Origin of the sequence: Endomicrobium proavitum (assembly GCF_001027545.1) — a bacterium.
In the GTDB taxonomy this organism is placed as follows: Bacteria; Elusimicrobiota; Endomicrobiia; order Endomicrobiales; family Endomicrobiaceae; genus Endomicrobium; species Endomicrobium proavitum.
Genome location: NZ_CP009498.1, coordinates 817,510 through 840,028 on the forward strand (window position 1 = coordinate 817,510; position 22,519 = coordinate 840,028).

The following is a 22,519-nucleotide window of genomic DNA, read 5'->3' on the forward strand; positions in this document are numbered from 1 at the left end:
TTTTTCTCAAGCGCTTCTTCATAATAAGATTAAGTTAATTAACACTATTTAATTATAAAAACAAAAAATAACCGCGCCGATATTTTATCGCGAGGCTCTTTTTTTACACATTAAAATTAAGGGATACATTTATACCCCCCCCCGAATATTTTTTCGGTCATGTTTTACTTCGCAAAGTATATATTAAAAACACCTATTTGTCAACAAAAAAATACCCCGCCCACCAAGAGGACAGGAAGATAAGAGGGCAAGATGGTAAGTAAAGACTCAAAAAGACGTTGCTTACCTTCCCACCTTCTCAACCTCTTACCATCTATTTACCCTCTATTTTTGCAAAAGTTGAGCTATATTTTTAGAAATTATCAAAATATTTTTTGAGTTTATTTGGCAGGAGTGGGCTTCTTTTTGCACCATCTTGTATTTTTTTGAGAGTTGATTCAGACAGGTCTTCAACTTGATTTATTCCTTTTTTATTTATTTCTGAAATGATTGCAGATGCATTTAATTCAATTGCTCTAAAATAATAAGCTACTGATTTTTTAGTTATAGCCGGATGTTCTCCGAGATTCAAAACACAGGATTTATCCCTGCCGGCAGGAACACCTGAAGCATCTGTAATATTCACAACCAATACTCTATCGTCTATATTTGGTTCAGATAATACGAAGTAAAGATGTTTTACTCCTGATCTATCTACTTCCCAAAAGGCTTTGCCCTTAACGATAGCGCTTTTCATTATACCAAACCTTTTGCTTTGAGATTTTCCTCAACTTGCGAAAGGCTTTCTTCTGTTTCTATGATTGCTTTTATTTCTTTTTCTGTTTTATTCAAATTGCGCAATATTACTTGTTTAGGTAATGGATACGAAGTATTAAAATTACTTGCATTCTTATCCCATTCAGGAAACTTATGCACGATATTATCTACAAGATATGTCCAATCTTTATCGTGATACTTGGCATCAACATCATCAAGAATAGAGATTTCGGCATCACAAAGTTCATCATATACGCATTTGTTTTCCAATCGCGAAATTAAGTGATAACCGTTTTTATAAAAAGCGCTATTAAACTCTATCTGCTCCGGCTTAGGATAATTAATGTTGCGAATGAAATCATACAAATTTGATAACACGGGTCCCTGAGGCATAGAGCAATAGCTATCGCCCGATATTGCAAAATCATACTTTAAAAGACACTCTCTGTCTGCAATGTAAAGCAACTTAATGAGCTTTGTGTAGTTAAGCTCATAGTTATACTTTGCAAGAATGTAATTTACAATCTGCATAAGTTTTTTGAAATTCATTTTGAGCTCCATTTACAAGAATTACTTAAATAGAAAAAGAGAGACTGAATTGATTATTAACTCAATCCTCTTGTTCGTTGTCTTTTTTTATTGTGATTTTATTATAACCAAAATAAACAGAACTGTCAAATTTTTGGCTCAACCTGTTAATTCAAGTTCATTTTTTGGCTGATTTTTCTTTGCCGTTGTTACTTGCCTTCAGGAAGATAGGATAATAAACAGCTTCTTTTTAGATTTTACTTGTCTTCTATTTTTTTCAAAAGAGGAATTAACGACACAGAAGGCAGAGGGTGAGAAGATAGGAGGATAAGATGGTAAGTAAAAACTCAAAAAGGCGCTGCTTACCTCCCCACCTTCTCAACCTCTTACCATCTTACCCTCTATTTTTGAATAATTATTTTTGGTGAACTACATACCCCTCACCCTACCCTCTCCCGCAAGGGGCGAGGGAAAAAAGACAGCTCATAATATTTTGTTCCTTACTCCTTACTCCTTGCTCCTTGCTCCTTGCTCCTTGCTCCTTGCTCCTTGCTCCTTGCTCCTTCTTACTTATTACTTATTACCTGTTACTTATCTTCTTGCCCTCTGCCTTTGTGTTAGCTTTGTCGTTTTATGTTGGCGCCGAGGGTTCTTAATTTTTTTTCTAAAAGTTCGTAGCCGCGGTCTAAATGATAAATTCTTGAAACCGTGCTTTTGCCGTTTGCCGCCAAAGCCGCAAGAACCAAAGCCGCTCCGGCGCGCAAATCCGAAACCATTACGGGGGCTGCGGAAAGTTTTTCAACGCCTGTTATATGCACCGTTTTACCGTCAACGGTTAAATTTGCGCCAAGCCTTCGAAGCTCTGCAACATGCAAAAATCTGTTTTCAAAAACCGTCTCTTCTATTTTACTTTTACCTTTCACAAGAGACATTAAAGCCATCCATTGCGCCTGAACGTCCGTAGGAAAACCCGGATAAACTGCAGTGCGCGCGTTTTGCGGTTTTAAATTTTTTACCCATTTTGCGGATATGGAATTTTTAGTTTCGGTTATTTTCAGTCCGGCTTTTTTTAGTTTTGCGGTTATTGCCTTTAAATCTTTGGGCGCCGCGTCTTTAAGAAGAACCTCGCCTTTAGTTATAGCGGCGGCAATCAAATACGTTGCGGCTTCAATTCTGTCGGCAATAACTTTATGAGTTGTCCCGTGCAGTTTTGTAACGCCTTCTATAGTTATATTTTTCGTTCCCGCGCCTTTTACTTTTGCGCCCATCTTATTTAAAAAATCGGCCAAATCTTTTATTTCCGGCTCTTTTGCGGCGTTTATAATTTTTGTTTTCCCGCGGGCAAGAACTGCGGCAATCATTATATTTTCCGTGGCTCCAACGCTTGGAAATCTGAAATTTATATTTGCGCCTTTAAGCCTTCCCTGCGACGACGTTTTAACGTATCCGTTTTCAACTTCAATGTTTGCGCCGAGTTTGCCGAAAGCTTCCAAATGTATGTCTATAGGTCTTGCGCCTATAGCGCAGCCCCCGGGAAGAGAAACGTCAACTTTCCCAAGACGGGCAAGAAGCGGACCCATTATTAAAACGCTTGCGCGCATTTTGCGAACTAAATCGTAAGGAGCTATATGTTTATATTTATTTGATTTATACGCCGTTACCGTATTTCCTTTTTTGACGGTTTTTTTGCCGATAAAATTTAAAAACGCAACCGTGGCGTCAATATCCGCAAGCGACGGAACGTTGGAAATTGTAACGGGGTCATCGGTAAGAAGAGTCGCAAAAAGAATAGGCAGCGCAGAATTTTTAGAACCAGAAACTTTCACGCTTCCTTTTAATTTTTTCCCGCCGGTAATTATTATTTTATCCATTTTAAATTCCCGCTTTAAGTATTCTTGAAAGATTTGAGTAATCTTTAAGAATTTCTATATTTTTAAAACCTTTGTTTTGAAATATATTTTTTATTTCTCCGGCTTTATTGGCGTTTAATTCAAGAAATATTAATCCGCCGCCGTTTAAATATTTGGCGGATTCGGCTGCAATTTTTTTGTAAAAAAACAATCCGTCTTCGTCTGCCGTTAAAGCTGTTTTCGGTTCGTATTTTAATTCCGGCTCTAAAGTTTTATACTCTGTTTCCGACACATATGGAGGATTGGAAACAATTATATCAAATTTCTTGTCTTTCAAACTTTCAAACATATCGCTTAAAATAAATTCCGTGTTCGGCGCGCGGTTATAAATTGCGTTTTCTTTGGCAATTTCCAAAGCATTTTTGCTGATGTCTGCCGCCGTAATTTTTTCAAATTTTCCGGATTTTGCCAAACTTACCGCTATGCAGCCCGAACCGGCGCATAAATCCAAAACTATTTTTTTGCCGTCTATTTTTAAAACCTCTTCAACCAAAAGTTCGGTTTCGGCACGGGGAATTAAAACGTTTTTATTTACTTTAAACTCATACTGCATAAAACCGCAAAAACCCGTAATGTAAGCCGCGGGTTCTCTTTTTGAACGTCTTAAAATATATTCTTCATAAAGCGAGATTTCAGTTTCGGAAAGGTTATTATTTCTTATGAGAGGAAGTTTTGATCTTTTAACTTTTAATACCGCGCTTAAAAGAACTTCAGCGTCGGATTTTGCTTGCGCTAAATTAAAAGATTCTAAAAACTTTTGAGCGCTTTGAAGAAGAGAAAAGATATTTGTAGTTTTTAACTGCATACCCCTTGCCCTCTTGCTTTGCAAGTCCCTCTCCCGCAAGCGGCGAGGGTATAACAAACTAAACTTTATCCGCTTTTAACTTTGCTTGCGTATCAGCCTCTATAAGTTTGTTTACAAGTTCCGCTAAATCGCCGTCCATAACTTCGCTGATGTTATAGACGCTGTAGCCTATTCTGTGGTCTGTTATTCTGTTTTGAGGAAAGTTATAAGTTCTTATTTTTTCGGATCTGTCGCCGGTGCCTACCTGCGCTTTTCTTTCGTCGGAAAGCATTTTTTCGTGCTCAAGAACTTTTTGTTCGTAAAGTTTTGCTCTTAAAACTTTAAAAGCTTTGGCTCTGTTTTTTATTTGGCTTCTCTCGTCTTGACAGGCAACAACAAGCCCTGTAGGCAAATGCGTTATGCGGATTGCGGAATCCGTTTTATTTACGTGCTGACCGCCCGCGCCCGAAGCTCTGTAAGTATCAATGCGCAGCTCGTCCATTTTTATTTCAAGATCCACCTCTTGCGCTTCGGGAAGCACTGCAACGGTAACGGCAGACGTATGAACTCTGCCGGAAGCTTCTGTTTCCGGAACGCGCTGAACTCTGTGCGCGCCTCTTTCAAATTTATAATAGCGCCAAACTCTGTCGCCGTTAACTTCAAAAACAACTTCTTTATATCCGCCAAGCCCCGTAGGGTTTGAATCTATAACTTCATGCTTCCAGCCGTTTCTTTCGGCAAACCTTGTGTACATTCTGTACAAATCGCCCACAAAAAGAGCGGCTTCATCCCCGCCGGTACCTGCGCGAATTTCAAGAATAATATTTTTATTTTCGTGAGGGTCAGGCGGTATAAGCAAAACTTTAATTTCGGATTCTATTAAATCTTTTTTCTTTACCAAATCGTCATACTCCGCCGACGCCATCTCTTTTATTTCGGCATCATCGGATTTTTTTAACTCTTCGGCGTCTTTTATTTCGGTTAGAAGTTTGGAATACTGAATATATTTTTCCGACAAAGGAAGAAGATAAGAATGCTGTTTTGTAAGCTCGCGGTATTCGTCTTGTTTTGTAACTACGGACGAATCGCCAAGTTTAGCTTCAACTTCTTTAAACTGTTCGTTTAATGATTTTAATTTTTCTAAAAACATAATTTATATCCGATTTGATTACTTTGCTATTGCGGAACCGTCAAAAAAATATGACAGAACCGTCTTTTACAACGGTTCTGTCATCATATATTTTTTCTTATTTATTTCTTTGCTTTTTCTTCTTTCTTTGCCGCAGGTTTTGCTTTTTTCGGCGAAGTCGTAAGAATTTTTCCGAGAGTTTTCTTCGCAACCGCAGCTTTCTTTACAACTTTCTTCTTTACTACAGTCTTGCCTTCTGTTTTTGCAAAACGTTTCTGGAACTTCTCAACTCGTCCCGCAGTATCTATAAGCTTCTGCTTACCGGTAAAAAACGGGTGGCAGTTAGAACATATTTCAAGCTTAATAACGGGTTTTGTTGAACGCGTTTTAAAAGTATATCCGCACGCACAAGATACTGTGCTTTCCTGATAGTTTGGGTGAATTCCTTCTTTCATTTCTAAACTTCTCCTTTTTTATAAAAATGCTTGAAGATTATACATTATTAAAGGATTTTAGTCAACTTTTAACTATTATACCCCTAACTCCATCTGCTTGAGAAAATCTTTGTTGGATTTTGAAGTAAGCAGGCGTTTTGAGAGCTCTTCCATAACTTCTATGGAGTTCATAGAGTTCATCCATTTTCTTAAAATCCACATTTTGTTCTTTTCGTCGTCGCTTAAGAGAAGTTCTTCTTTTCTGGTGCCCGAACGCAGTAAATCTATGGCGGGGAAAACTCTTCTGTCCGCAAGTTTTCTGTCAAGGTAAATTTCGCAGTTGCCGGTTCCCTTAAACTCTTCAAATATTACGTCGTCCATGCGGCTGCCGGTTTCAACAAGCGCGGTGCCGATAATTGTAAGGCTGCCGCCTTCTTCAATATTTCTTGCGGCGCCGAAAAATCTTTTAGGTCTTTGAAGCGCGTTTGAATCTAAACCGCCCGACAAAACTCTGCCGCTTGACGGTATTGCAGTGTTGTAAGCTCTTGCGAGCCTTGTTATTGAATCTAAAAGCACAACGACATCTTTGCCGTTTTCAACAATTCTTTTAGCTTTTTCTATAACCATTTCGGCAACCTGAATATGTCTGTCCGACGGTTCGTCAAAAGTAGAAGAAACAACTTCTCCTTTTACCGAACGCTGCATGTCGGTAACTTCTTCGGGGCGCTCGTCAATTAAAAGAACCATTAAAACTATATCCGGATTATTTTCCGTTATTGCGTTTGCAATTTTTTGAAGCAAAACCGTTTTTCCCGTGCGGGGCTGGGCGTTTATTAAAACTCTTTGCCCTTTACCTATAGGCACAAGCATATCTATAATTCTTGTTGACACTTCTCTCTGCGTAGTTTCCAAAACTATTTTTTTATTAGGATACAGAGGCGTTAAATTGTCAAAAAGCGGACGCTCTCTGATATTTTCAAGTTTTTCCTGTCCGTTTACGGATTTAACCTGAAGCAAGGCGAAAAATCTTTCCTGCTCCTTGGGAGGGCGAACGTAACCGGCTACGGTATCGCCTTTTCTTAAAGCAAATTTTTTAATTTGCGACGGAGAAATATAAATATCGTCCGGACCCGGCAAATAGTTGTAATCGGGCGAACGTAAAAAACCGAAGCCGTCGGGAAGAATTTCCAAAACGCCTTCGTCGTAAACAAGATTATTTTCTTTTGTCTGGGCTTCAAGAATTTTTGCAATAAGCTCCTGTTTTCTTAAGCCCGCTACGGAGTCAAGCTTTAAATCTTTTGCAAGTTTTGTCAAATCCGACATGGTGCGTTTTGACAAAACGGTAATGTCCATGGATTTTTCTTTTTCCATTAACTCCTCCAGAAGTTATGCGTCAAGAAAGAATTGTTCATTGATTGTTTTTAAGGGTTGACCTTTGATTTGATTTCATTAGGGATTTTTCGAGATTAGATGTTAACAAGTTGTTAAATTCTATACTATTGTTTAATTTTTGTCAAGAGGAAATACAGCGCCGCTACGTTTTTTACCAGCTGCGCTTTTGCGCCGCAGTTGTCTATAATAAAATCCGCTTTTTCGGCTTTTTTTTCAAAAGAAAGCTGCGATGCAATTCTTTCATAGATTTGTTTTTTGTTTAACCCGTCTCTTTTGGCAAGACGTTTTTCCAAAACATCGCAGGGAGACCAAACTACCGCGGTTATATCGCATATTTTATTTAAACCCGTCTCAAAAAGAAGGGGCGCGTTTATAACAACAATACGCGTTTTAACTTTTTTGAAAGCAATCGCTTTTATTTCGGCGATTATTTTTGCGTGAAGAATTTTTTCCAATTTATTTTTTGCCGCTTTATTTGCAAAAATTATACCTGCAAGTTTTTTCCTATTAAGCGTTCCGTCTTTTTTCAAAACTTCTTTGCCGAAAGTTTTTGAGATTTCTTTTAAAGCCGGCGTTCCTTTTGCGGAAAGTTTGCGCGATATTTTATCCGCGTCTATGCAGTAAGCGCCAAGGTTTGCAAAAATTTTTGCGCTTTCGCTTTTGCCCGACGCAATTGTTCCGGTTAAACCTATAATCATTTCTTCATTTCTCCCCAGTTGCCGCCGGTTTTAACATCTACAACAAGAGGAACGTTAAGCATTACCGCGTTTTCCATATGTTTTTTTATAAACTCGGAAAACTCGTCTTTTATAGTTTCATCAACTTCAAAAAGCAGATCGTCGTGAACCTGAAGAAGCATAAGCGCGTTATATTGCCTGCGTTTAATTTCGTTGTGTATATTTATCATCGCAATTTTAATTATATCCGCGGAAGAACCCTGAACGGGCGTATTTAGCGCCATGCGTTCGCCGGACATGCGCGCGGTATTGTCTAAAGACCGCAATTGCGGAAGAAATCTTACTCTGCCCGTAATTGTGCACACAAAACCGTCGCTTTTTCCCTGCTGCACAACGGCGCGCATCCACTTCTTAACGCCTTTATATCTGTCAAAATATCCGTCAATATATTTTTTAGCTTCGCCGAAAGAAATATTTAATTGTTTTGAAAGCCCGAAAGGCGACATGCCGTAAACTATTCCGAAGTTTATTGCTTTAGCGGCGCTTCTTAAGTTGTCCGCAACAGGTTCGCCGGCAGGCACGTTAAACACTTCCCTTGCGGTAGCGCTGTGAATATCTTGCCCGTCTTTGAAAGCTTTAATAAGTTTTTCGTCGCCGGAAATATGCGCCAACACTCTTAAATCTATCTGGGAATAATCCGCGGAAATAAATATTTTATTTTTTTCGGGGATAAACGCTTTTCTAAACTCTCTTCCGTATGCGGATTTTATCGGAATATTTTGCAAATTCGGTTCCGTTGACGAAAGTCTTCCCGTTGTGGTAACAGCCTGATTAAAGATAGTGTGTATTCTGTCGCCGTAATAAACGCAATAATTTGATATGGGGTCTATGTAAGTGCTTTTTATTTTTTGCAGTTCTCGGTATTTTAAAACGTCGGCCGGAAATTCATACGACGAGAGTTCCGTTAAAACGGATTCGTCGGTGGAGTATCCTGTTTTTGTTTTTTTTACAACGGGAAGATTTAATTTTACAAACATTATATCGGCAAGCTGCTTTGGAGAGTTTATATTAAACTCTTTACCTGCCGCCAAGTAAATTTTATTTTCGGCGCTTCTCATTTGCGCAACTATTACTTCGTTAAATTTCTTTAAAAAAACCGTATCTACTTTTATTCCGGCTATTTCCATTTCGGAAAGAACTTCAACAAGCGGCATTTCTACGTCAAAAAAAAGTTTTGATAAATTAAGATTATTTATTTCTTCTTCAAATTTTTTCCAGATAAAATACGACGCAAACGATACGGAGTTTGCGTAAACGGCAGTGTCTGAAATATGCGAATCCGCAAAAGAAATTCTTTTTGAAGCTTTCCCCAAATACGCTTCGTTTCCGGCTTCAAAATTACAATACTCTTGCGACATGTCGGAAATATCGTGGGACGCCGCCGGATTTAAACAATACGAAGCAAGCATTACGTCGGCGTATATACTCCCTAAAACAATGCCTGACATTATATATATATTTCTTTCGCGTTTTAAATCGTGACCCGTTATTTTTATATTTTCAGAGGTTAAAACTTCCTTAAAAATATTTTTAAATTCTTCAAAGCTTAACTGTTTTGCCGTAAGCTCATTATGAGCAAGCGGGAAATAATAAGACGTTTGCCCGTCGCAAAAAGAAACGCCTACTATCTGCGTTTTTAAAGAATCTTCCGATACCGTAACGGTTTTTATAGAGAAAATTTTATTGTCTTTTATTTTCTCGGCAACCTCTGCGGCGGCGTCAATTGTGTCTATAATTACAGACTTAAATTCCGGCAAATTAATTTTAACACTGACATTGGGAATTTCTTTAATAGCATTTTCCTGCGGCTGCTCTGGTTCTTCCTGCGCTGCGTCGGATTCCAGCTGTTTTAAAAAACTGTTAAACTCGTATTTTTCAAAAAAAGGAACGGCTTTTTCTTTATCAATATCTTTACACGCAAAATCTTTGAGATCGTATTTTAACGGCACGTTTTTATCAAGCGCCGCAAGATGTTTGCTCATCAACGCCGCGTCTTTGCCCGCTTGCAGAAGCTTTCCGGAGTTGCCCGGCACTTTATCTGAGTTTTCAAGAGCGTTTTCAAGAGTTCCAAACTCTTTAATAAGTTTTACAGCGGTTTTTTCGCCTATGCCTTTAACGCCCGGAATATTGTCCGACACATCGCCCATAAGAGCAAAAACGTCAAGAAGACTTTCCGGTTTAACTCCGAATTTATCTTCCACTTCTTTTTCGCCGAACATTATGTCTTTTGATTCGTTCCAAACCAAAACGTCGTCGTCTTCAACAAGCTGTAAAATATCTTTATCGCCCGTAACTATTACGGTTTCTATTTTTTCTTTTTTATTTTTATCGGCAAGAGTGGCTATTATATCGTCGGCTTCGTAACCTTCAACTTCTATTTTTGCAATGTTTAACGCCTCAACCGCCTCTCTGGCTATAGGCATTTGGCTTATAAGAGCGTCGTCTATGGGTTTTCTATTGGCTTTATATTGCGCGTAAACATTATGTCGGAAATTTTTTGCCGGATAATCAAAACTTACGGCAATAAAACCGGGCTTAAAAGTATTTTTTATTTTAAGCAAAAGTTTTATAAAACCGTAAACCGCGTTAACTTGCTGATTATTTGACGTAGTAAGAGGAGGCAGTGCGTGATAAGCTCTGTGAATGTAAGCGTTTCCGTCTATTATGTAAAATTTTTTCATATAAACAATTTTTCGTTTTCTTCAATATAATGCTGCGCGCTTATGGCGGCCTGCGCGCCGTCTGAAGCGGCGGTAACAACCTGTCTTAACTGTTTTTTTCTTATGTCGCCTGCGGCAAAAATTCCGGGTATTGAAGTTTTCATATTCTCGTCGGTAATTATGTAGCCCAGCGCGTCAAGCGCAACGTTAGAACTGAAAGTAGTGTTTGGAAGAAGCCCCACAAAAACAAAAATACCGTCAACTTTTAAATCTTTTTGCTCTTTTGTTTTAACGTTTGAAACCGTAACTTTTTCTATTTTTTCAGAACCCGTAATATTGTCCGCGACAGTATTATACATAACCGATATATTTTTATATGACAGCATTCTTTCCCGAAGAATTTTTGCGGCTCTCAACTCGTCTCTTCTGTGAATTATTGTAACGTTTTTTGCAAACTTTGCAAGATAAATAGCCTCTTGAACGGCAGAATCTCCGCCGCCAACAACCAAAACGTCTTTATTTTTGTAAAACGGCGCGTCGCAAACGGCGCAAAAAGAAATTCCGTTTCCGATAAATTTTTCTTCGCCTTTAACGCCGAGATTTTTAACTTTTGTTCCGGCAGCAATAATAACGGTTTTTGCCTGATACGCGGCGTTTGGAGTTTTAACTGTTTTTATATTGCCTTCGGAAATGCTTTCAACCTCATCGTAAACTATTTGCGCGCCGAAATCTTTTACCTGAGCCTCAAGTTTTGTGCCTAATTCAAAGCCGTTAATTCCGCCGTTAAAGCCGGGGTAGTTTTCAAGTAAATCCGTAACAGCCATCTGCCCGCCGCAGCCTGATTTTTCAATAAGCAAAGTGTTAAGCCTTGCTCTTGCGGTATAAATGGCGGCAGTCATTCCCGCCGGGCCGCCGCCTATAATAATTGCATCGTATATTATTTTATCCACGGTTTTAAATATTCTCTTCTATAATTTTTTTTATATCGTTTTTCGGTCTGAAGCCGACTATTTTCTGCACCGGCGTTCCGCCTTTAAATAAAATAAGGCATGGTATTGAAGTTATCTGAAATTTTGACGCAATCTCTATATTTTCGTCGGTGTTAAGTTTTCCCACTTTAACTTTTCCCTCGTATTCGCCGGCAAGTTCTTCTATAACGGGAGTAAGCATCTTGCAAGGTCCGCACCACGGCGCCCAAAAATCTACAAGAACCGGCTTGTCGGACTCTAAAACTTCTTTTGCAAAATTGCTCTCGGAAATTTCTAATGCCATAATGCCTCCGTAAATATTTTATTTTTGTTTCAATTATACTATTTATGCCGCAAAACGGTCAAACCGCCGAAAAAATCGCCTTCGGCAAGCTGCCCGCTTTGTAGGAAACCCCACGCGCTCATAACCGGTTTATTATCGGGCTGAACTTTTTTTACAAGTATTTTGCCCGTCTTGCACAAAACCGTAAAACCTGCGTTTTTTTCAATGGAGTAAACTTTTCCGGTATCGGAATTTTCCGTCTTATCGTCAAGAATTTCAACTTCTATAAATTTTATTCTTTTACCTTCAAGTTTTCCGCGAGAAACAAGGGAAAAAGTTCCGGGCCACGGATAGAAAGCGCGGATTTTATTATAAATTTCAAAAGCGCTTTTGTTCCAGTCTAAAAGTCCGTCTTCTTTTTTGAAAGTGCGCGCAAACGTCGGCGTTCCTTCCTGCGCGTATCCTTGCGTTTCACCCTGCTCAAAAAGCGATAAAGTTTCACGCATAACGTCTATGCCAAGCGGAATAAGTTTTGCAAACAAACTTTCCGAAGTATCTTTTATATCTACGGGCAATTTTTCTTGAACCAAAAGTTTTCCGGCGTCAAGCGCTTCTTCTATGTAAAAAGAAGAAACTCCCGTCTCTTTCTCTCCGTTAAGCACAGCAAACTGAACGGGCGCCGCTCCCCGATATTTGGGCAAAAGAGAAAAATGTATATTAAAAGTTTTAAACTTAGGCAAATCAAAAACAGCGCGCGGTATAAGTTTTCCGTAAGCCACAACAACGCCTGCGTCCGCATTAAAATTTTTTATTTCATCAATCACGTCTTGGGTAAATTTTTCAGGTTGAATAATCTGCAAACATTTTTCAAGCGCAAAAGATTTTACGGCGGGAGGAGTTAATTTCTGCCCTCTGAAAGCCGGCTTGTCGGGCATGGTAACGCAAAAAATTTCATGTTTATCTTTAAATAAAACCTCAAGAAAAGATTTTGATATTGACGCCGTGCCGAAATATAATATTTTCACCAGTTCCCCGATTTTTTTCTTCTTTTTATTTCTTTTTCAACGGATTTTCTTTTCCATTCGGGAAGATAATCTATAAACAGTTTGCCGTCAAGGTGGTCTATTTCGTGCTGTATGGCTTTTGCGAGAAAGCCGTCGGCTTTAATTTCCTGCGGTTTGCCGTTTATATCGGTAAATTGGGCGTTAACTTTTTTAAAACGTTTCACTTCTTCATAAAGCCCTGGAAAAGACAAACATCCTTCTTCGGCGGATATTTTATTTTCGCCTTTGGTAACTTCAGGATTTATCATAACTATAGGATTGTTTTTATCCGGATTTACGTCTATAACGCAAATACGCAAAGAAACGCCCACCTGCGGAGCGGCAAGGCCTACTCCCGGGGCGGCATACATAGTTTCAAGCATGTCCAAAGCAAGCTGTTTTACTTTGTCGGTTATTTTACTTACCGGCTCGTTCTTTTTTCTTAAAACGCCGTCGCCGTATTTTTTGATTTCTAATTTCGCCATAATGTGATTATTTTACCAAATAAAAAAAGAACTTCAAATTTTTCTGAAGTTCTTTTTTTATTAATATATTTTATTATTTATTTTCGCTAAGCCCCAAAAGATACGCCGCAGGGTCGTAATCCGAATCATCTTCCTGAACTGCTTGCGACGGCGCCGGTTTTACTTCCTCAACGGAATTATTGGAATTGTCCGAACTTGAACCTGAATTGCCAAGCAAATATGCCGCAGGGTCGTATTCTTCCTCTTTTTTATTTTTCTTTTTAACTTTTGAATTGTCGTCTGAAGATTCCGAAGCAAATCCGGCTGCCGAGCCGAACTTGTATCCTAAACTTATATAGTGCGAGCCGTAAGTTTCCTGCATATCTATAGGCATTCCAAACGCGTAATCTATTAAAAGAGCCGCGCCGTTATCGCCTATTTTTAATTCGTATCCCAATCCTAAATTAACCTGCTGGCTCCAGCCGCCTGCGCGAAGAGCCAAAGCTCCGTCTATAATTTTAGTTTCCGCGCCGACTATTAAATAGTTATCGGCCTTTCTAATTTCATAATCCGCGGCTATTGTAAATTTCGGAAGACCAAGCAAAGGCAATTCTTCGCTGTAGTAAGATATTCCGGCAAGATCAACTCTGCTTACTTTATCTTCGCCGTTCTGTTTGTAATATACCATGTCCGGAGTATTCAAATATTTGCCGGTGTAACCAACAGATATTCCGTTTGAAAACTTTGCTATAAAGCCGGCGTCAAACGCAAACGCGCTTTTTGAAAGTTTCCCCGCGCCAAAAGTTCCGTTATATTCCGTGGAATGGCTTAAATATTTTAAATTTACGCCGAGCATAACGCTTACCCAGCCGGCTTCTATTAAATCGTCAAGAGTTCTTGCAAAACCAAAATTAGCGGTATCTTCGGTTCTTAAACTCGGATCTGAAAAATGCCCCCAGCCGGCGGCAATAACGCCTATAGATTTTCCGAGGGGGATTGCTGCGCCTATGTAATTGTCGTTTAAATCCACTCCGTCCATGCCCGAAAAAAGTTTTGACATCATGCCGGTAACTTCGGCGTTTTTAATATTTGCAATTCCTGCAATATTATATATTTGAGAATTAATATCCCCGGAAACAGAGCTGAAAGCCCCCCCCATGCCAAGCGCCCGAACGCCCCAATAATGCACATCAAAGAGCGCCCATGAGCTTGCGGCGGTTAATGCAATTATAGCTAATGATATTAATATTCTCTTTTTCATAATTTATCTTATAAAGGCAAGCGTTCCGCTTATAATTTTTCCGTTTACTTTCATTTGATATATATATGTTCCCGTTTCAACAAAATTTCCGCCGCTATCTTTGCCGTCCCAAATTATAGACCCGTCGCTTTCAATATTAGAAAGAGTTCTTATAATTTTCGCCCTCATATTAAATATGGTAACGCTGTCGCCGGAATGAAGATTTCTAAACGATATTGTTTCTCCCGGCATTAACGCTCTCTGCGTTGGTCTGTGATCGTTATCGGATACATTTTGCCCGTTAACTATGGCGTAATATCCAAGCTGCCGCTGAACTTGGTCTAAACTTACCGTAACCGTTTTTGCGTCGGTATTATTATTTAAAATTGCAACGTTCTGCCACTGAGCCGATGCTCCGTCGTGATACATAACGTTTATATTATTTGCATTGCTTGGCAAATGTCCGTAATACATAGTAATAGTTGAACCCGCTGCCGCCGTGGAATACGTAACCGGCAAAAATCTATAAGCTATAACAGGCACAAGAGAATACAGCGGCGTGCCGTCGGAATATAACTCTTCTATAGAGAAGGATTGCCCGCCGGACAACACCCCTGTTTGAAACGATAACGAAGTATTACCTTTTACCTGATCCCCGCTGTTAAGGACAATTCTGCCGCCTGCAGCGTCTATAACGTGAGACGTTGAAACGTGAAGCCCTGCTTTTTGCCAAGAGGAAGACGACGGATAATATCCGTATTCCCCGTTGTCGGATTGCGCTACAATTCTATAGTGGACGGCATCTTCATTTCCTGGCGTTTGCTGCGGCACATTAACCGCCGGAGTTACAAACGAATAATTTTTTCCGCCGACATCTATAAATCTGACGTTTACCGTTTCAGTGCTTGAGCCTTTTTCTCTCCAATACTGAAGTTCAAGATTTGTAAGATTTGCGCTTCCTTCAATGTGAACGGTTCCTGTTGCAACAAGCGCGCGCATATTGACTGAAATTCTGTCTATTGCCGCATGCTGAATTGTTACCGTAGATGCGGACACAGGCGCGCCGCTACTTAAAAACATAATGGAAACCGTAACGGTAGAAAAGCCCTGCCCGACAACGGCAAAAGCATTTGCCGCCGTAAAAAGCGCCGTAAGAACAAATGTTAAAAGTAGTGATTTTCTTAAAATTTTATTCATAAAATAATTGTATTATTATTGAGTTATTTTCATAAGTTTGCGGCGCAAATGCTTGATTCATATCTACGGCAAAATATAATTTTGGAGCTATTCTCATATTTTGCATCCCGCCTGCCGACATACCATAAAAAGTCTCTCCTGCAGCAGCATGAAAACCGCGTTTATCCCAAACTCTTAAATAATCCATTCCGTTATAAACATCAGCAGCCATTCCAAACTGCGATTTATCTTTCATAAAAAACCAACAATGATAAAATTGAGAACCGGTACCCGGGTTGCCTGAATCATATAATCCGGGAGCAACATAGTCAGGTCCATCGTAACCGCCGAGAAAAAGAGATATATTTTTTGTTTGGTTATAATCTTCCATAGCAACGTTGTTTGTTCCTACATAAGGCAATACTTTATCAGTAACTCTCCATGCCATAGGAATCATTTTTGTGGTATCAGACGTAGAAATAAGACCAAAATTGGTTGATGAATTTAGCACGCCTGTATATTTTGGATTTGCTTGGGCGTTAGAGGATGTTGCATCTGTGTATATTTGAATTCCCCAGCTTGAATTATCATTAGGCAAACTATCTAAATTAAGCTCAAGATACTCATCTGAAACCTGCCAGCCTTGAGCTATTTTATTTTCATTCCAAGAAATGTAACTGTTTGCGCTTGCCAAACCTGTTGCCGTATCCATTAATTTGAAATCAAAAGTAACGGGAGCAGAGGCTTTTTTCCAAATAATTTGGTCTATTTCAAGAGTGCCCGTGGAATTGTTTTTCAATAGCACGAAAATATTTTTTATACGCCATGTATCCATGTCCACCGTTGCGCCCAAATTGGCAGACGTTAAAGGAAATATAACTTTTTGCCATGTTCCGTCTGCTGTAAAACCATACGAGCCCAAAGTATCCACGTAGTCAACAGAAACTGAATCGTTATAGAGAAGCGTTATTCCTACGTTAAAATTTTCAACTGTAGGGTGCGCGCTCCTTGCATAAAATTCTATAGAACCGTCTTTATACGCACTCATAAGTCTTGGAGCGTCAGGTATGGGAGTTACAGATGAAGAGCTAACGAGAGTAACGCTAAACCCGTCCCATGTATTGCCTCCCGTAGAAGCTATTATACGCCAAAACCAAATGCCATCAAGAGACTGCCCTCCAAGCGTATTATGAGCGGAAGTATAAACCACGGTAGTCATAAATACGCTGCCGCCTCCAAACACATATACTTCAGCTCTGTCGCGGTCATCTAAATTAGGAGTTTCGGTAGGCGCTCCCGCGTTTAATTGCCCTGTCCACGCGGAAAGGCTAAGTTTAGCGCCGTTAAAATTTTCCGAAAATAAGCCATATATGTTACTGCCGTAATTTTCGCTTTGCGCAGCAAAGACGTTTGCGGTTGCAACAACTATTAAGGATAATGTTATAAAAAACTTTCTCATTTTAGTTTGTTACTTCCCCATATTTATTTACTCTTATCTGAACGCTTTTTTCAACGGTTTTATCCAACGCGCTCAAAGAAACATTCAGAATGTATTTGCCTTTTTTTAACTGCGGAAATCTTTCAAAAAACGCCCTGTCGGAACCTGCGTAAGCCGGATTTTGTTCCTGTATTTGCGCTTCGTAAACAACGTTTTTTCCGTCTAAAATTTTTACCGTTCCTTTAACTCTTAACGGCACGTTGCCGTTGTTTTTAACGGTATAAACAATTCGCGACTCTTTCGCAGATGCGTCCGTCATTGCCGCCGGCGCGTTAGGTTTTCGCACGGCAAGCTCCGATATTTCAAAGTCTATTTTCTGCGTTCCGTCTATGGTTAAATAAATAGGCAAACTTGTCATAAGGCTTATATCTTGAACTTTGGGAGATCTGTAAGTCCAAGACACCATTGCCGATACGGAACCTTTCAAATTGCCGGACTTCACCATATAGGCAATATTAGTTTTTTGACGCGGAGCCAAAATTATTTTTTTACTGCCTATAACAAGCCAACTTGACACATCAACATCTTTATTTTCCGACGAATTATTCCACGTATCCACCGTAATGGTAACTTCTATTGATTCTTCATTATCATTTGTAACAACATAATGATTATTATATGATTGCTCTTGCAGCATAACAATATCTATTCTCGCAGGGTCCACAATAAGACCGGCGTAAGAAACGCATGCAAAAAATAAAAGTATAAAAACAGAAAATAAACTTTTTTTCATTGTTTAAACTTTCCGGATAGGAGAAAAATTTCTCCTATCCGGATTTATAAGCGTTATTCCAAAAGTCCCTGAAAAATTATGTTGGTGCCGTAAGTGTTGGGAGTACTTGCTCCTGTAAACTTTGAGCTGATAGTAATGTAGTGAATTCCGCTTGGAGAACCGCCTACATCAGATGTAGGATCTCCGCCCCAACGAACTCCCGAAGAAGAAAACCCGTATGAGTATATTTTATTTGCCGCAGTATCAAAATCGCTGTTAGAACGATCAAGCAAATATACGCCTAAAGTCTGCGCTTCAGGGTTAACAAGCTGCGTGCTTGTTGTGTCCTGAACAGACCAGCCTACAGGAAGCGGCGGCTGCACCGTAGTTGAAGAACCTACAAGTCCGCCGATATTTGTTGTTAAAGGACCTGTATACTTAAACGGTACCGCTGCATTTTTGTTGTCGCTGTAAATTCTGATTTTAGCTCTTGCGTCAGTCATTGTGGAATTTACCTTAACAAACTGATCCGCATTTTTCCAGTTGGTGATTCCCGGAGTAACGCCTGTCCATGTTATCTGCGTAGCCGCAGACAAGTTTGCATTAACCAAACTTACGTCCCAAATAAAATCTCCTGCCGAGGTAAAAGACACTCTTGCCGTCTGTGTTGAAAACCCGACTCCCGAAATAGCAAAAGCCGCCGATGAAGCCGCTATAGCTATTAACGCCGCCGCTGCAAAACTTAAAATTTTACGCATTTACTTCCTCCTTGTGATTTTTTTATTTTTTATGATTTCATACTGCAATCAATCAAACTTGTGCAATTATAGTAAATATTTGTAATTTACGCAATACAATTGTAAGACGCCGATTAAATATAGAAAGTTACAGTTTTTTGCAATATCGCATTTTTTCATAAAAAGACAAAAAGCAAATACCCTGCCCTATCGGGCTCCGGTACGCTCACCCCGTATTACAACCTTACGGGGCAGGCTCGTTTTTGGATTAACATCTTCCGGACAAGCGCCCGTTCGTGGCTCGTGCTCCTTATTGGTCGCACACTCACCCTCTGCAGTTTATTACCTATTACTTATTATTTGTTACTTGCCGTTACCTATCCTCCTACAATGTTTTATAGCCCCCATAGCCGCATGCGCCGCGCGGCGATATCCGGCAAGTCCGGATTGTCCTTCATTTTCAATATTTTCTTTCGCGGCCTGAAGTATGCGTTTTTTTAAAAGTTTATAATCTGTATTCGGCAGGTCGTATTTGCTTTTTTCAATTTTTCCGTCGTTAGTGTTTTCGTAAACGTCTTCAAGTTCTGCCAGCGCGTCGTTTATCGCCAGCAAAGTATCTTCTTTTTCTTGCGATTTTATAATCTCGCGCACAAGCGCGTCGCGCTCTTTAATATCTTTGTTTTGCAAAAAGCTTATGGTTTCTTGCCTTGCGCGCTCTATGTCTTTTTTTGCGGTTTTGGAATTCAGCGCGCTTATTTCTTGTATTTTATTTTCCAAAAATTCTATATCGTTTTTATTTATTACATTAAAGCCGGCTTTTTCCAGCTTGTTAATCATTTTTAAAAGTTCTTTAACTTCGTTAAAATCTTTACCGAGAGTATTTTCAATCCATTCCAAGTTGCGAAAATAATTTTCTCTCTCTTCAATCTTCTCTATGTCGGACACTTTATATATTTTTTCTCCGTCTAAAGCTTTGCGTATAAGTTCGCCGGCCGCCGCATTGGCTTCGTCGGTATTAAGCGCCCCGGCATGCTGCTTGATATTATAAAAAAAGAAAGTTAAAATACTTCTATGAAAAATACAAAAACAGCTAATAAAAAAGAAAAGAAAAACCCAAAACCGCGTTTTTTTGTTCTTTGCGGCGGAGTTCGGGAAGAATTTCAACATACTCGTAAGAGCAAAAAAAGTCTTGGCAAACCAAAAAGAAAAACGATATAATTTTAGAGCAAAATAAAAATAGCTAATATAACAAAATTTATAAGCCCACAACGGGTAACTCCGTTGTGGGCTTTTTTGTTTTGAAAAAATCTATTGTAGAAAGTTTTACATTTTAAGGTAAATCATGGCGAGACTAAAGGGTAGCAAAAAAACAGGCGATAGAACCGCGCCGTAGCATTAGCGAAGGCTGGGCTTTTGCTACTTTTTGATCGCTTGCAAAAAGTAGGCGGGTTTTGGTATGCAATACCCAAGATGTTAACTCCAGTATTATATATGTATATACAAATTAAACAATAAAACATATATGTATTATAAATAACACTTGACAAATAAAAAAATATTGTTTAAAATTATTTAAATTATAAAGCATATATGTTTGATATGTTATATAAATATTTTACATAGGAGCAGTTATGTCAGGCAATAAACATAAATTTGATACGTTAAAAATTCGCGCAGGCTACAATCCTAAAGATCACAATTACGCGGTTTCCGTGCCTATTTACCAAACAGCCTCTTACGATTTGGGCGGCACCGAAAGAGCAAACAGAATTGTCTCTTTTCAAGAAGACGCATGGCTTTATTCAAGAATTAATAACCCGACGGTAGATGTTTTAGAAAAAAGAGTCGCGGCTCTTGACGGAGCGGCGGCGGGTTTGGCTCTTTCTTCCGGAATGGCTGCGGTTACTTACACATTATTTGTGTTGGCGGAAGGCGGCGGAAGAATACTTACCAGCCCCTATCTTTACGGCGGAACTTTTGACAGTTTTAAATCCATAATTAACCGATTCAACATCAATATAGATTTTTCAAAAAATATTGACAACATCAAAGAACTTGAAAAAGAAATTAAACCGGACACAAAAGCAATTTTTATTGAATCTATAAGCAACCCTAACGGAGCGGTGGCAGATATTGAAGCTCTTGCGGCGCTTGCGCATAAACATAACATTCCTTTAGTCGTTGACAATACAATAGCAACGCCTTATTTATTTAACCCTATACAACACGGGGCAGATATTGTTATTTACTCCGCAACAAAAGCTTTAAGCGGACACGGAAACGTTATTGCGGGAATTATTCTTGACAGCGGCGCATTCAAATGGGACGAAAAAAAATTCCCCCAAATTTATAAAAAACATTATACGTTAAGAGACGATAAAAACAATCCGCGCTCTTATACCGAGGTTTTTAAAAATCTTGCTTTTATCGACAAAGCAAGAATGGATTATTTAAATTATTTCGGTTCTACTCTTGGCGCTTTTGACGCGTATCTTGTATTAATAGGTATAGAAACGCTTTCCGAAAGAGTGCAAAAACAGGTTTCAAATACGGCAAAAATTTTGGAGTATCTTGAAAAAAGCCCGTATGTTGCAAAAGTTAATCACCCGACGTTAAAATCAAGCGATTATTACGGTTTGGCATTAAAATATTTTCCGAAAGGCGCAGGCTCCGTATTATCTTTTGAAATTAAAGGCACGCTAGAACAGGGACAAAAATTTATAGACGCATTAAAAATATTTACATATCTTGCAAATATCGGCGACGCAAAATCTTTAGTAATAGATCCGTTTAAAGTAACGCACGGCGAATTAACTCCCGAAGATTTGGAGCTTGCAAAAATTCCTTTAAACTTAATCCGTCTTTCCATAGGTTTGGAAGACGCCGACGATTTAACGGCAGATTTAGATCAGGCGTTTAAGACGGCTCTTAAATAGAGGTTTGGCAAAATGAAATTTTTCCGAATGCGAATGTGCCGGCAAAATTAAAAAACACAAATAAAACGACTATTAAATTTACAAGGAGAAAAAAATGAAATTTTTGAAAGTTACAGCAGCGGCAGTTGCATTATTTGCAGTAGCGTTTTTTACGTTGTCGGCATGCGGTAAAAAAGTTGATCCTAAAAAGTTTCCTTACGGAACAATTGAAATTGAAGCTCTCGGCGGCGGCGCTTGCGGAACGCCTTTCTACATTGCTTACGAAAAAGGTTTCTTTGCGGCAGAAGGCATAAACGCAGTGCTTGTAAGCGGAACGTTTGAAACAAATAAAGCCGGGCTTGCAAGCGGAAAATATCCGATAGCAAACGGCGATTTCCAGTTTTTCCCGTCAGTAAACGAAGGTTTGGACATAAAAATTATCGGCGGACTTCATCAGGGCTGCATAAAGCTTTTGGTGCCGAAGAATTCAAAAATTAAATCGGTTAAAGATTTGGCGGGCAAAAGAATCGGCGTTGATGAAATAGGCGGAACTCCGATGGCCGTAACAAGCGTTGCTCTTGCAAACGCCGGAATCAGCCCTGAAAAAGGCGTAACATGGCTGCCTTATCCGCTGGATCAGTTAACAGTTGTTGCGGAAAAAGGCGAATTAGACGCAGTCGCGCTTTGGGATCCATATGCAACATTGGCAGAAAAAGACGGATATATAGTTTTGGTTGATATAGCTAAAGATCCGATATTTGCCGGAAAATATTGCTGCTTCCTTTACGCATCGGGAAAACAGTTGAAAGAAAATCCTCAGCGTATAGCCGCAATTTTAACCGCGCTTCAGAAAGCGTCTGACTGGGTTGCAGACAATCCGGAAGAAGCCGCAAAAATTGCAGTTGAAAAAGATTATTTGCCCGGCGACGATCCGGCGCTTGTAGCAGAACTTCTTACAACATACAAATACGGTCATAAGCACAACTTGCTTTCAAACGAAGACACAACAAAGAAAGACGCTTATTACTTTGCAGACCAGTTAAAGAAAACAGGTTATTTGCCTGCAGATCTTAACACAAAGAAGTTTATTGACGATGCATACGTAGATGTTTTTAAAGCGGCTGGAGTAGAAAAACACAGCGCAGCTCATTAA

Annotated in this window: 21 protein-coding genes and 1 pseudogene; 3 read left to right on the top strand and 19 right to left on the bottom strand. The window is 39.3% G+C overall.

Translation table 11 applies throughout. From position 1 onward, the window contains the following. Nucleotides 1-352 precede the first annotated feature (352 nt). From Epro_RS03410 to Epro_RS07055, 19 genes and pseudogenes are all read right to left on the bottom strand, one after another. Nucleotides 353-736: a hypothetical protein gene (locus Epro_RS03410; RefSeq protein ID WP_052570590.1), complete on the bottom strand. Its 384-nt coding sequence runs from the start codon at nt 734-736 to the stop codon at nt 353-355. After that, entirely contained in the window at nt 736-1,305 is a 570-nt protein-coding gene (locus Epro_RS03415; RefSeq protein WP_052570592.1) for a Panacea domain-containing protein, read from the bottom strand. Before Epro_RS03415 ends, Epro_RS03410 begins: the two co-directional genes overlap by 1 nt. A 596-nt stretch (nt 1,306-1,901) precedes the next feature. Then, nucleotides 1,902-3,155, bottom strand: a complete 1,254-nt coding sequence (murA, locus tag Epro_RS03420) for a UDP-N-acetylglucosamine 1-carboxyvinyltransferase (RefSeq protein ID WP_052570593.1) — start codon at nt 3,153-3,155, stop codon at nt 1,902-1,904. Nucleotide 3,156: 1 nt separating this feature from the next. Continuing rightward, nucleotides 3,157-3,999, bottom strand: coding sequence for a peptide chain release factor N(5)-glutamine methyltransferase (gene prmC / locus Epro_RS03425; RefSeq protein ID WP_052570594.1), 843 nt, complete (start codon nt 3,997-3,999; stop codon nt 3,157-3,159). Between the two features lie 58 nt (nt 4,000-4,057). Further along, on the bottom strand, nt 4,058-5,128 hold the full coding sequence (gene prfA / locus Epro_RS03430; RefSeq protein ID WP_052570595.1) for a peptide chain release factor 1: 1,071 nt from the start codon (nt 5,126-5,128) through the stop codon (nt 4,058-4,060). Nucleotides 5,129-5,328: 200 nt separating this feature from the next. Further along, nucleotides 5,329-5,562, bottom strand: a pseudogene (gene rpmE, locus Epro_RS07155) (50S ribosomal protein L31); the annotation flags it as partial. Between the two features lie 75 nt (nt 5,563-5,637). Next, the gene (rho, locus tag Epro_RS03440) at nt 5,638-6,894 is read right to left on the bottom strand and encodes a transcription termination factor Rho (protein WP_052571573.1); all 1,257 of its coding nucleotides are present in this window, start codon (nt 6,892-6,894) and stop codon (nt 5,638-5,640) included. Nucleotides 6,895-7,037: 143 nt separating this feature from the next. Beyond that, nucleotides 7,038-7,631, bottom strand: coding sequence for a dephospho-CoA kinase (gene coaE / locus Epro_RS03445; protein WP_052570597.1), 594 nt, complete (start codon nt 7,629-7,631; stop codon nt 7,038-7,040). Beyond that, nucleotides 7,628-10,351 carry a DNA polymerase I gene (polA, locus tag Epro_RS03450; RefSeq protein WP_052570598.1) on the bottom strand — a complete coding sequence of 908 codons (2,724 nt, stop codon included), beginning with the start codon at nt 10,349-10,351 and terminating at the stop codon, nt 7,628-7,630. The genes coaE and polA overlap by 4 nt, the downstream gene beginning before the upstream one ends. Beyond that, on the bottom strand, nt 10,348-11,280 hold the full coding sequence (gene trxB / locus Epro_RS03455; RefSeq protein WP_202812864.1) for a thioredoxin-disulfide reductase: 933 nt from the start codon (nt 11,278-11,280) through the stop codon (nt 10,348-10,350). The genes polA and trxB overlap by 4 nt, the downstream gene beginning before the upstream one ends. A 4-nt stretch (nt 11,281-11,284) precedes the next feature. Continuing rightward, the gene (trxA, locus tag Epro_RS03460) at nt 11,285-11,602 is read right to left on the bottom strand and encodes a thioredoxin (RefSeq protein ID WP_052570599.1); all 318 of its coding nucleotides are present in this window, start codon (nt 11,600-11,602) and stop codon (nt 11,285-11,287) included. Nucleotides 11,603-11,640: 38 nt separating this feature from the next. Continuing rightward, complete coding sequence (gene fmt / locus Epro_RS03465; protein WP_052570600.1) at nt 11,641-12,606, bottom strand: methionyl-tRNA formyltransferase; 966 nt, start codon at nt 12,604-12,606, stop codon at nt 11,641-11,643. After that, nucleotides 12,603-13,109 carry a peptide deformylase gene (def, locus tag Epro_RS03470; protein ID WP_052570601.1) on the bottom strand — a complete coding sequence of 169 codons (507 nt, stop codon included), beginning with the start codon at nt 13,107-13,109 and terminating at the stop codon, nt 12,603-12,605. The genes fmt and def overlap by 4 nt, the downstream gene beginning before the upstream one ends. Before the next feature lie 73 nt (nt 13,110-13,182). Beyond that, complete coding sequence (locus tag Epro_RS03475; protein WP_052570602.1) at nt 13,183-14,349, bottom strand: hypothetical protein; 1,167 nt, start codon at nt 14,347-14,349, stop codon at nt 13,183-13,185. Nucleotides 14,350-14,352: 3 nt separating this feature from the next. After that, nucleotides 14,353-15,525 (bottom strand): hypothetical protein, encoded by a 1,173-nt coding sequence (locus tag Epro_RS03480; RefSeq protein WP_052570603.1) that lies wholly within the window; start codon nt 15,523-15,525, stop codon nt 14,353-14,355. Next, nucleotides 15,518-16,963, bottom strand: a complete 1,446-nt coding sequence (locus Epro_RS03485) for a hypothetical protein (RefSeq protein ID WP_052570604.1) — start codon at nt 16,961-16,963, stop codon at nt 15,518-15,520. Before Epro_RS03485 ends, Epro_RS03480 begins: the two co-directional genes overlap by 8 nt. Before the next feature lies 1 nt (nt 16,964). Next, nucleotides 16,965-17,735, bottom strand: coding sequence for a fimbrial biogenesis chaperone (locus tag Epro_RS03490; RefSeq protein ID WP_052570605.1), 771 nt, complete (start codon nt 17,733-17,735; stop codon nt 16,965-16,967). Between the two features lie 53 nt (nt 17,736-17,788). Beyond that, nucleotides 17,789-18,472 (bottom strand): hypothetical protein, encoded by a 684-nt coding sequence (locus tag Epro_RS03495; RefSeq protein ID WP_052570606.1) that lies wholly within the window; start codon nt 18,470-18,472, stop codon nt 17,789-17,791. Between the two features lie 342 nt (nt 18,473-18,814). Then, the gene (locus tag Epro_RS07055) at nt 18,815-19,396 is read right to left on the bottom strand and encodes a hypothetical protein (protein ID WP_144412038.1); all 582 of its coding nucleotides are present in this window, start codon (nt 19,394-19,396) and stop codon (nt 18,815-18,817) included. A 126-nt stretch (nt 19,397-19,522) separates the two neighbouring features. Here Epro_RS07055 and Epro_RS07090 point away from each other — a divergent pair, with 126 nt between their 5' ends. The 3 genes from Epro_RS07090 (at nt 19,523) to Epro_RS03510 (ending at nt 22,519) form a co-directional block, all read left to right on the top strand. After that, nucleotides 19,523-19,669 (top strand): hypothetical protein, encoded by a 147-nt coding sequence (locus Epro_RS07090; RefSeq protein ID WP_158408994.1) that lies wholly within the window; start codon nt 19,523-19,525, stop codon nt 19,667-19,669. A 413-nt stretch (nt 19,670-20,082) separates the two neighbouring features. Then, nucleotides 20,083-21,387, top strand: a complete 1,305-nt coding sequence (locus tag Epro_RS03505; protein ID WP_052570608.1) for an O-acetylhomoserine aminocarboxypropyltransferase/cysteine synthase family protein — start codon at nt 20,083-20,085, stop codon at nt 21,385-21,387. A 94-nt stretch (nt 21,388-21,481) separates the two neighbouring features. Beyond that, nucleotides 21,482-22,519, top strand: coding sequence for an ABC transporter substrate-binding protein (locus Epro_RS03510; RefSeq protein WP_052570609.1), 1,038 nt, complete (start codon nt 21,482-21,484; stop codon nt 22,517-22,519).

Bases quoted from the DNA above. Each gene is read 5' to 3' on its own strand.
- Epro_RS03475 (WP_052570602.1), bottom strand. From the start codon at position 14,349: ATGAAAAAGAGAATATTAATATCATTAGCTATAATTGCATTAACCGCC.
- Epro_RS03480 (WP_052570603.1), bottom strand. From the start codon at position 15,525: ATGAATAAAATTTTAAGAAAATCACTACTTTTAACATTTGTTCTTACG.
- murA (WP_052570593.1), bottom strand. From the start codon at position 3,155: ATGGATAAAATAATAATTACCGGCGGGAAAAAATTAAAAGGAAGCGTG.
- Epro_RS03490 (WP_052570605.1), bottom strand. From the start codon at position 17,735: ATGAAAAAAAGTTTATTTTCTGTTTTTATACTTTTATTTTTTGCATGC.
- polA (WP_052570598.1), bottom strand. From the start codon at position 10,351: ATGAAAAAATTTTACATAATAGACGGAAACGCTTACATTCACAGAGCT.
- coaE (WP_052570597.1), bottom strand. From the start codon at position 7,631: ATGATTATAGGTTTAACCGGAACAATTGCGTCGGGCAAAAGCGAAAGC.
- Epro_RS03505 (WP_052570608.1), top strand. From the start codon at position 20,083: ATGTCAGGCAATAAACATAAATTTGATACGTTAAAAATTCGCGCAGGC.
- trxA (WP_052570599.1), bottom strand. From the start codon at position 11,602: ATGGCATTAGAAATTTCCGAGAGCAATTTTGCAAAAGAAGTTTTAGAG.
- prmC (WP_052570594.1), bottom strand. From the start codon at position 3,999: ATGCAGTTAAAAACTACAAATATCTTTTCTCTTCTTCAAAGCGCTCAA.
- Epro_RS03485 (WP_052570604.1), bottom strand. From the start codon at position 16,963: ATGAGAAAGTTTTTTATAACATTATCCTTAATAGTTGTTGCAACCGCA.
- Epro_RS03510 (WP_052570609.1), top strand. From the start codon at position 21,482: ATGAAATTTTTGAAAGTTACAGCAGCGGCAGTTGCATTATTTGCAGTA.
- Epro_RS07090 (WP_158408994.1), top strand. From the start codon at position 19,523: ATGAAAAATACAAAAACAGCTAATAAAAAAGAAAAGAAAAACCCAAAA.
- def (WP_052570601.1), bottom strand. From the start codon at position 13,109: ATGGCGAAATTAGAAATCAAAAAATACGGCGACGGCGTTTTAAGAAAA.
- prfA (WP_052570595.1), bottom strand. From the start codon at position 5,128: ATGTTTTTAGAAAAATTAAAATCATTAAACGAACAGTTTAAAGAAGTT.
- Epro_RS03410 (WP_052570590.1), bottom strand. From the start codon at position 736: ATGAAAAGCGCTATCGTTAAGGGCAAAGCCTTTTGGGAAGTAGATAGA.
- rho (WP_052571573.1), bottom strand. From the start codon at position 6,894: ATGGACATTACCGTTTTGTCAAAACGCACCATGTCGGATTTGACAAAA.
- Epro_RS03495 (WP_052570606.1), bottom strand. From the start codon at position 18,472: ATGCGTAAAATTTTAAGTTTTGCAGCGGCGGCGTTAATAGCTATAGCG.
- Epro_RS03415 (WP_052570592.1), bottom strand. From the start codon at position 1,305: ATGAATTTCAAAAAACTTATGCAGATTGTAAATTACATTCTTGCAAAG.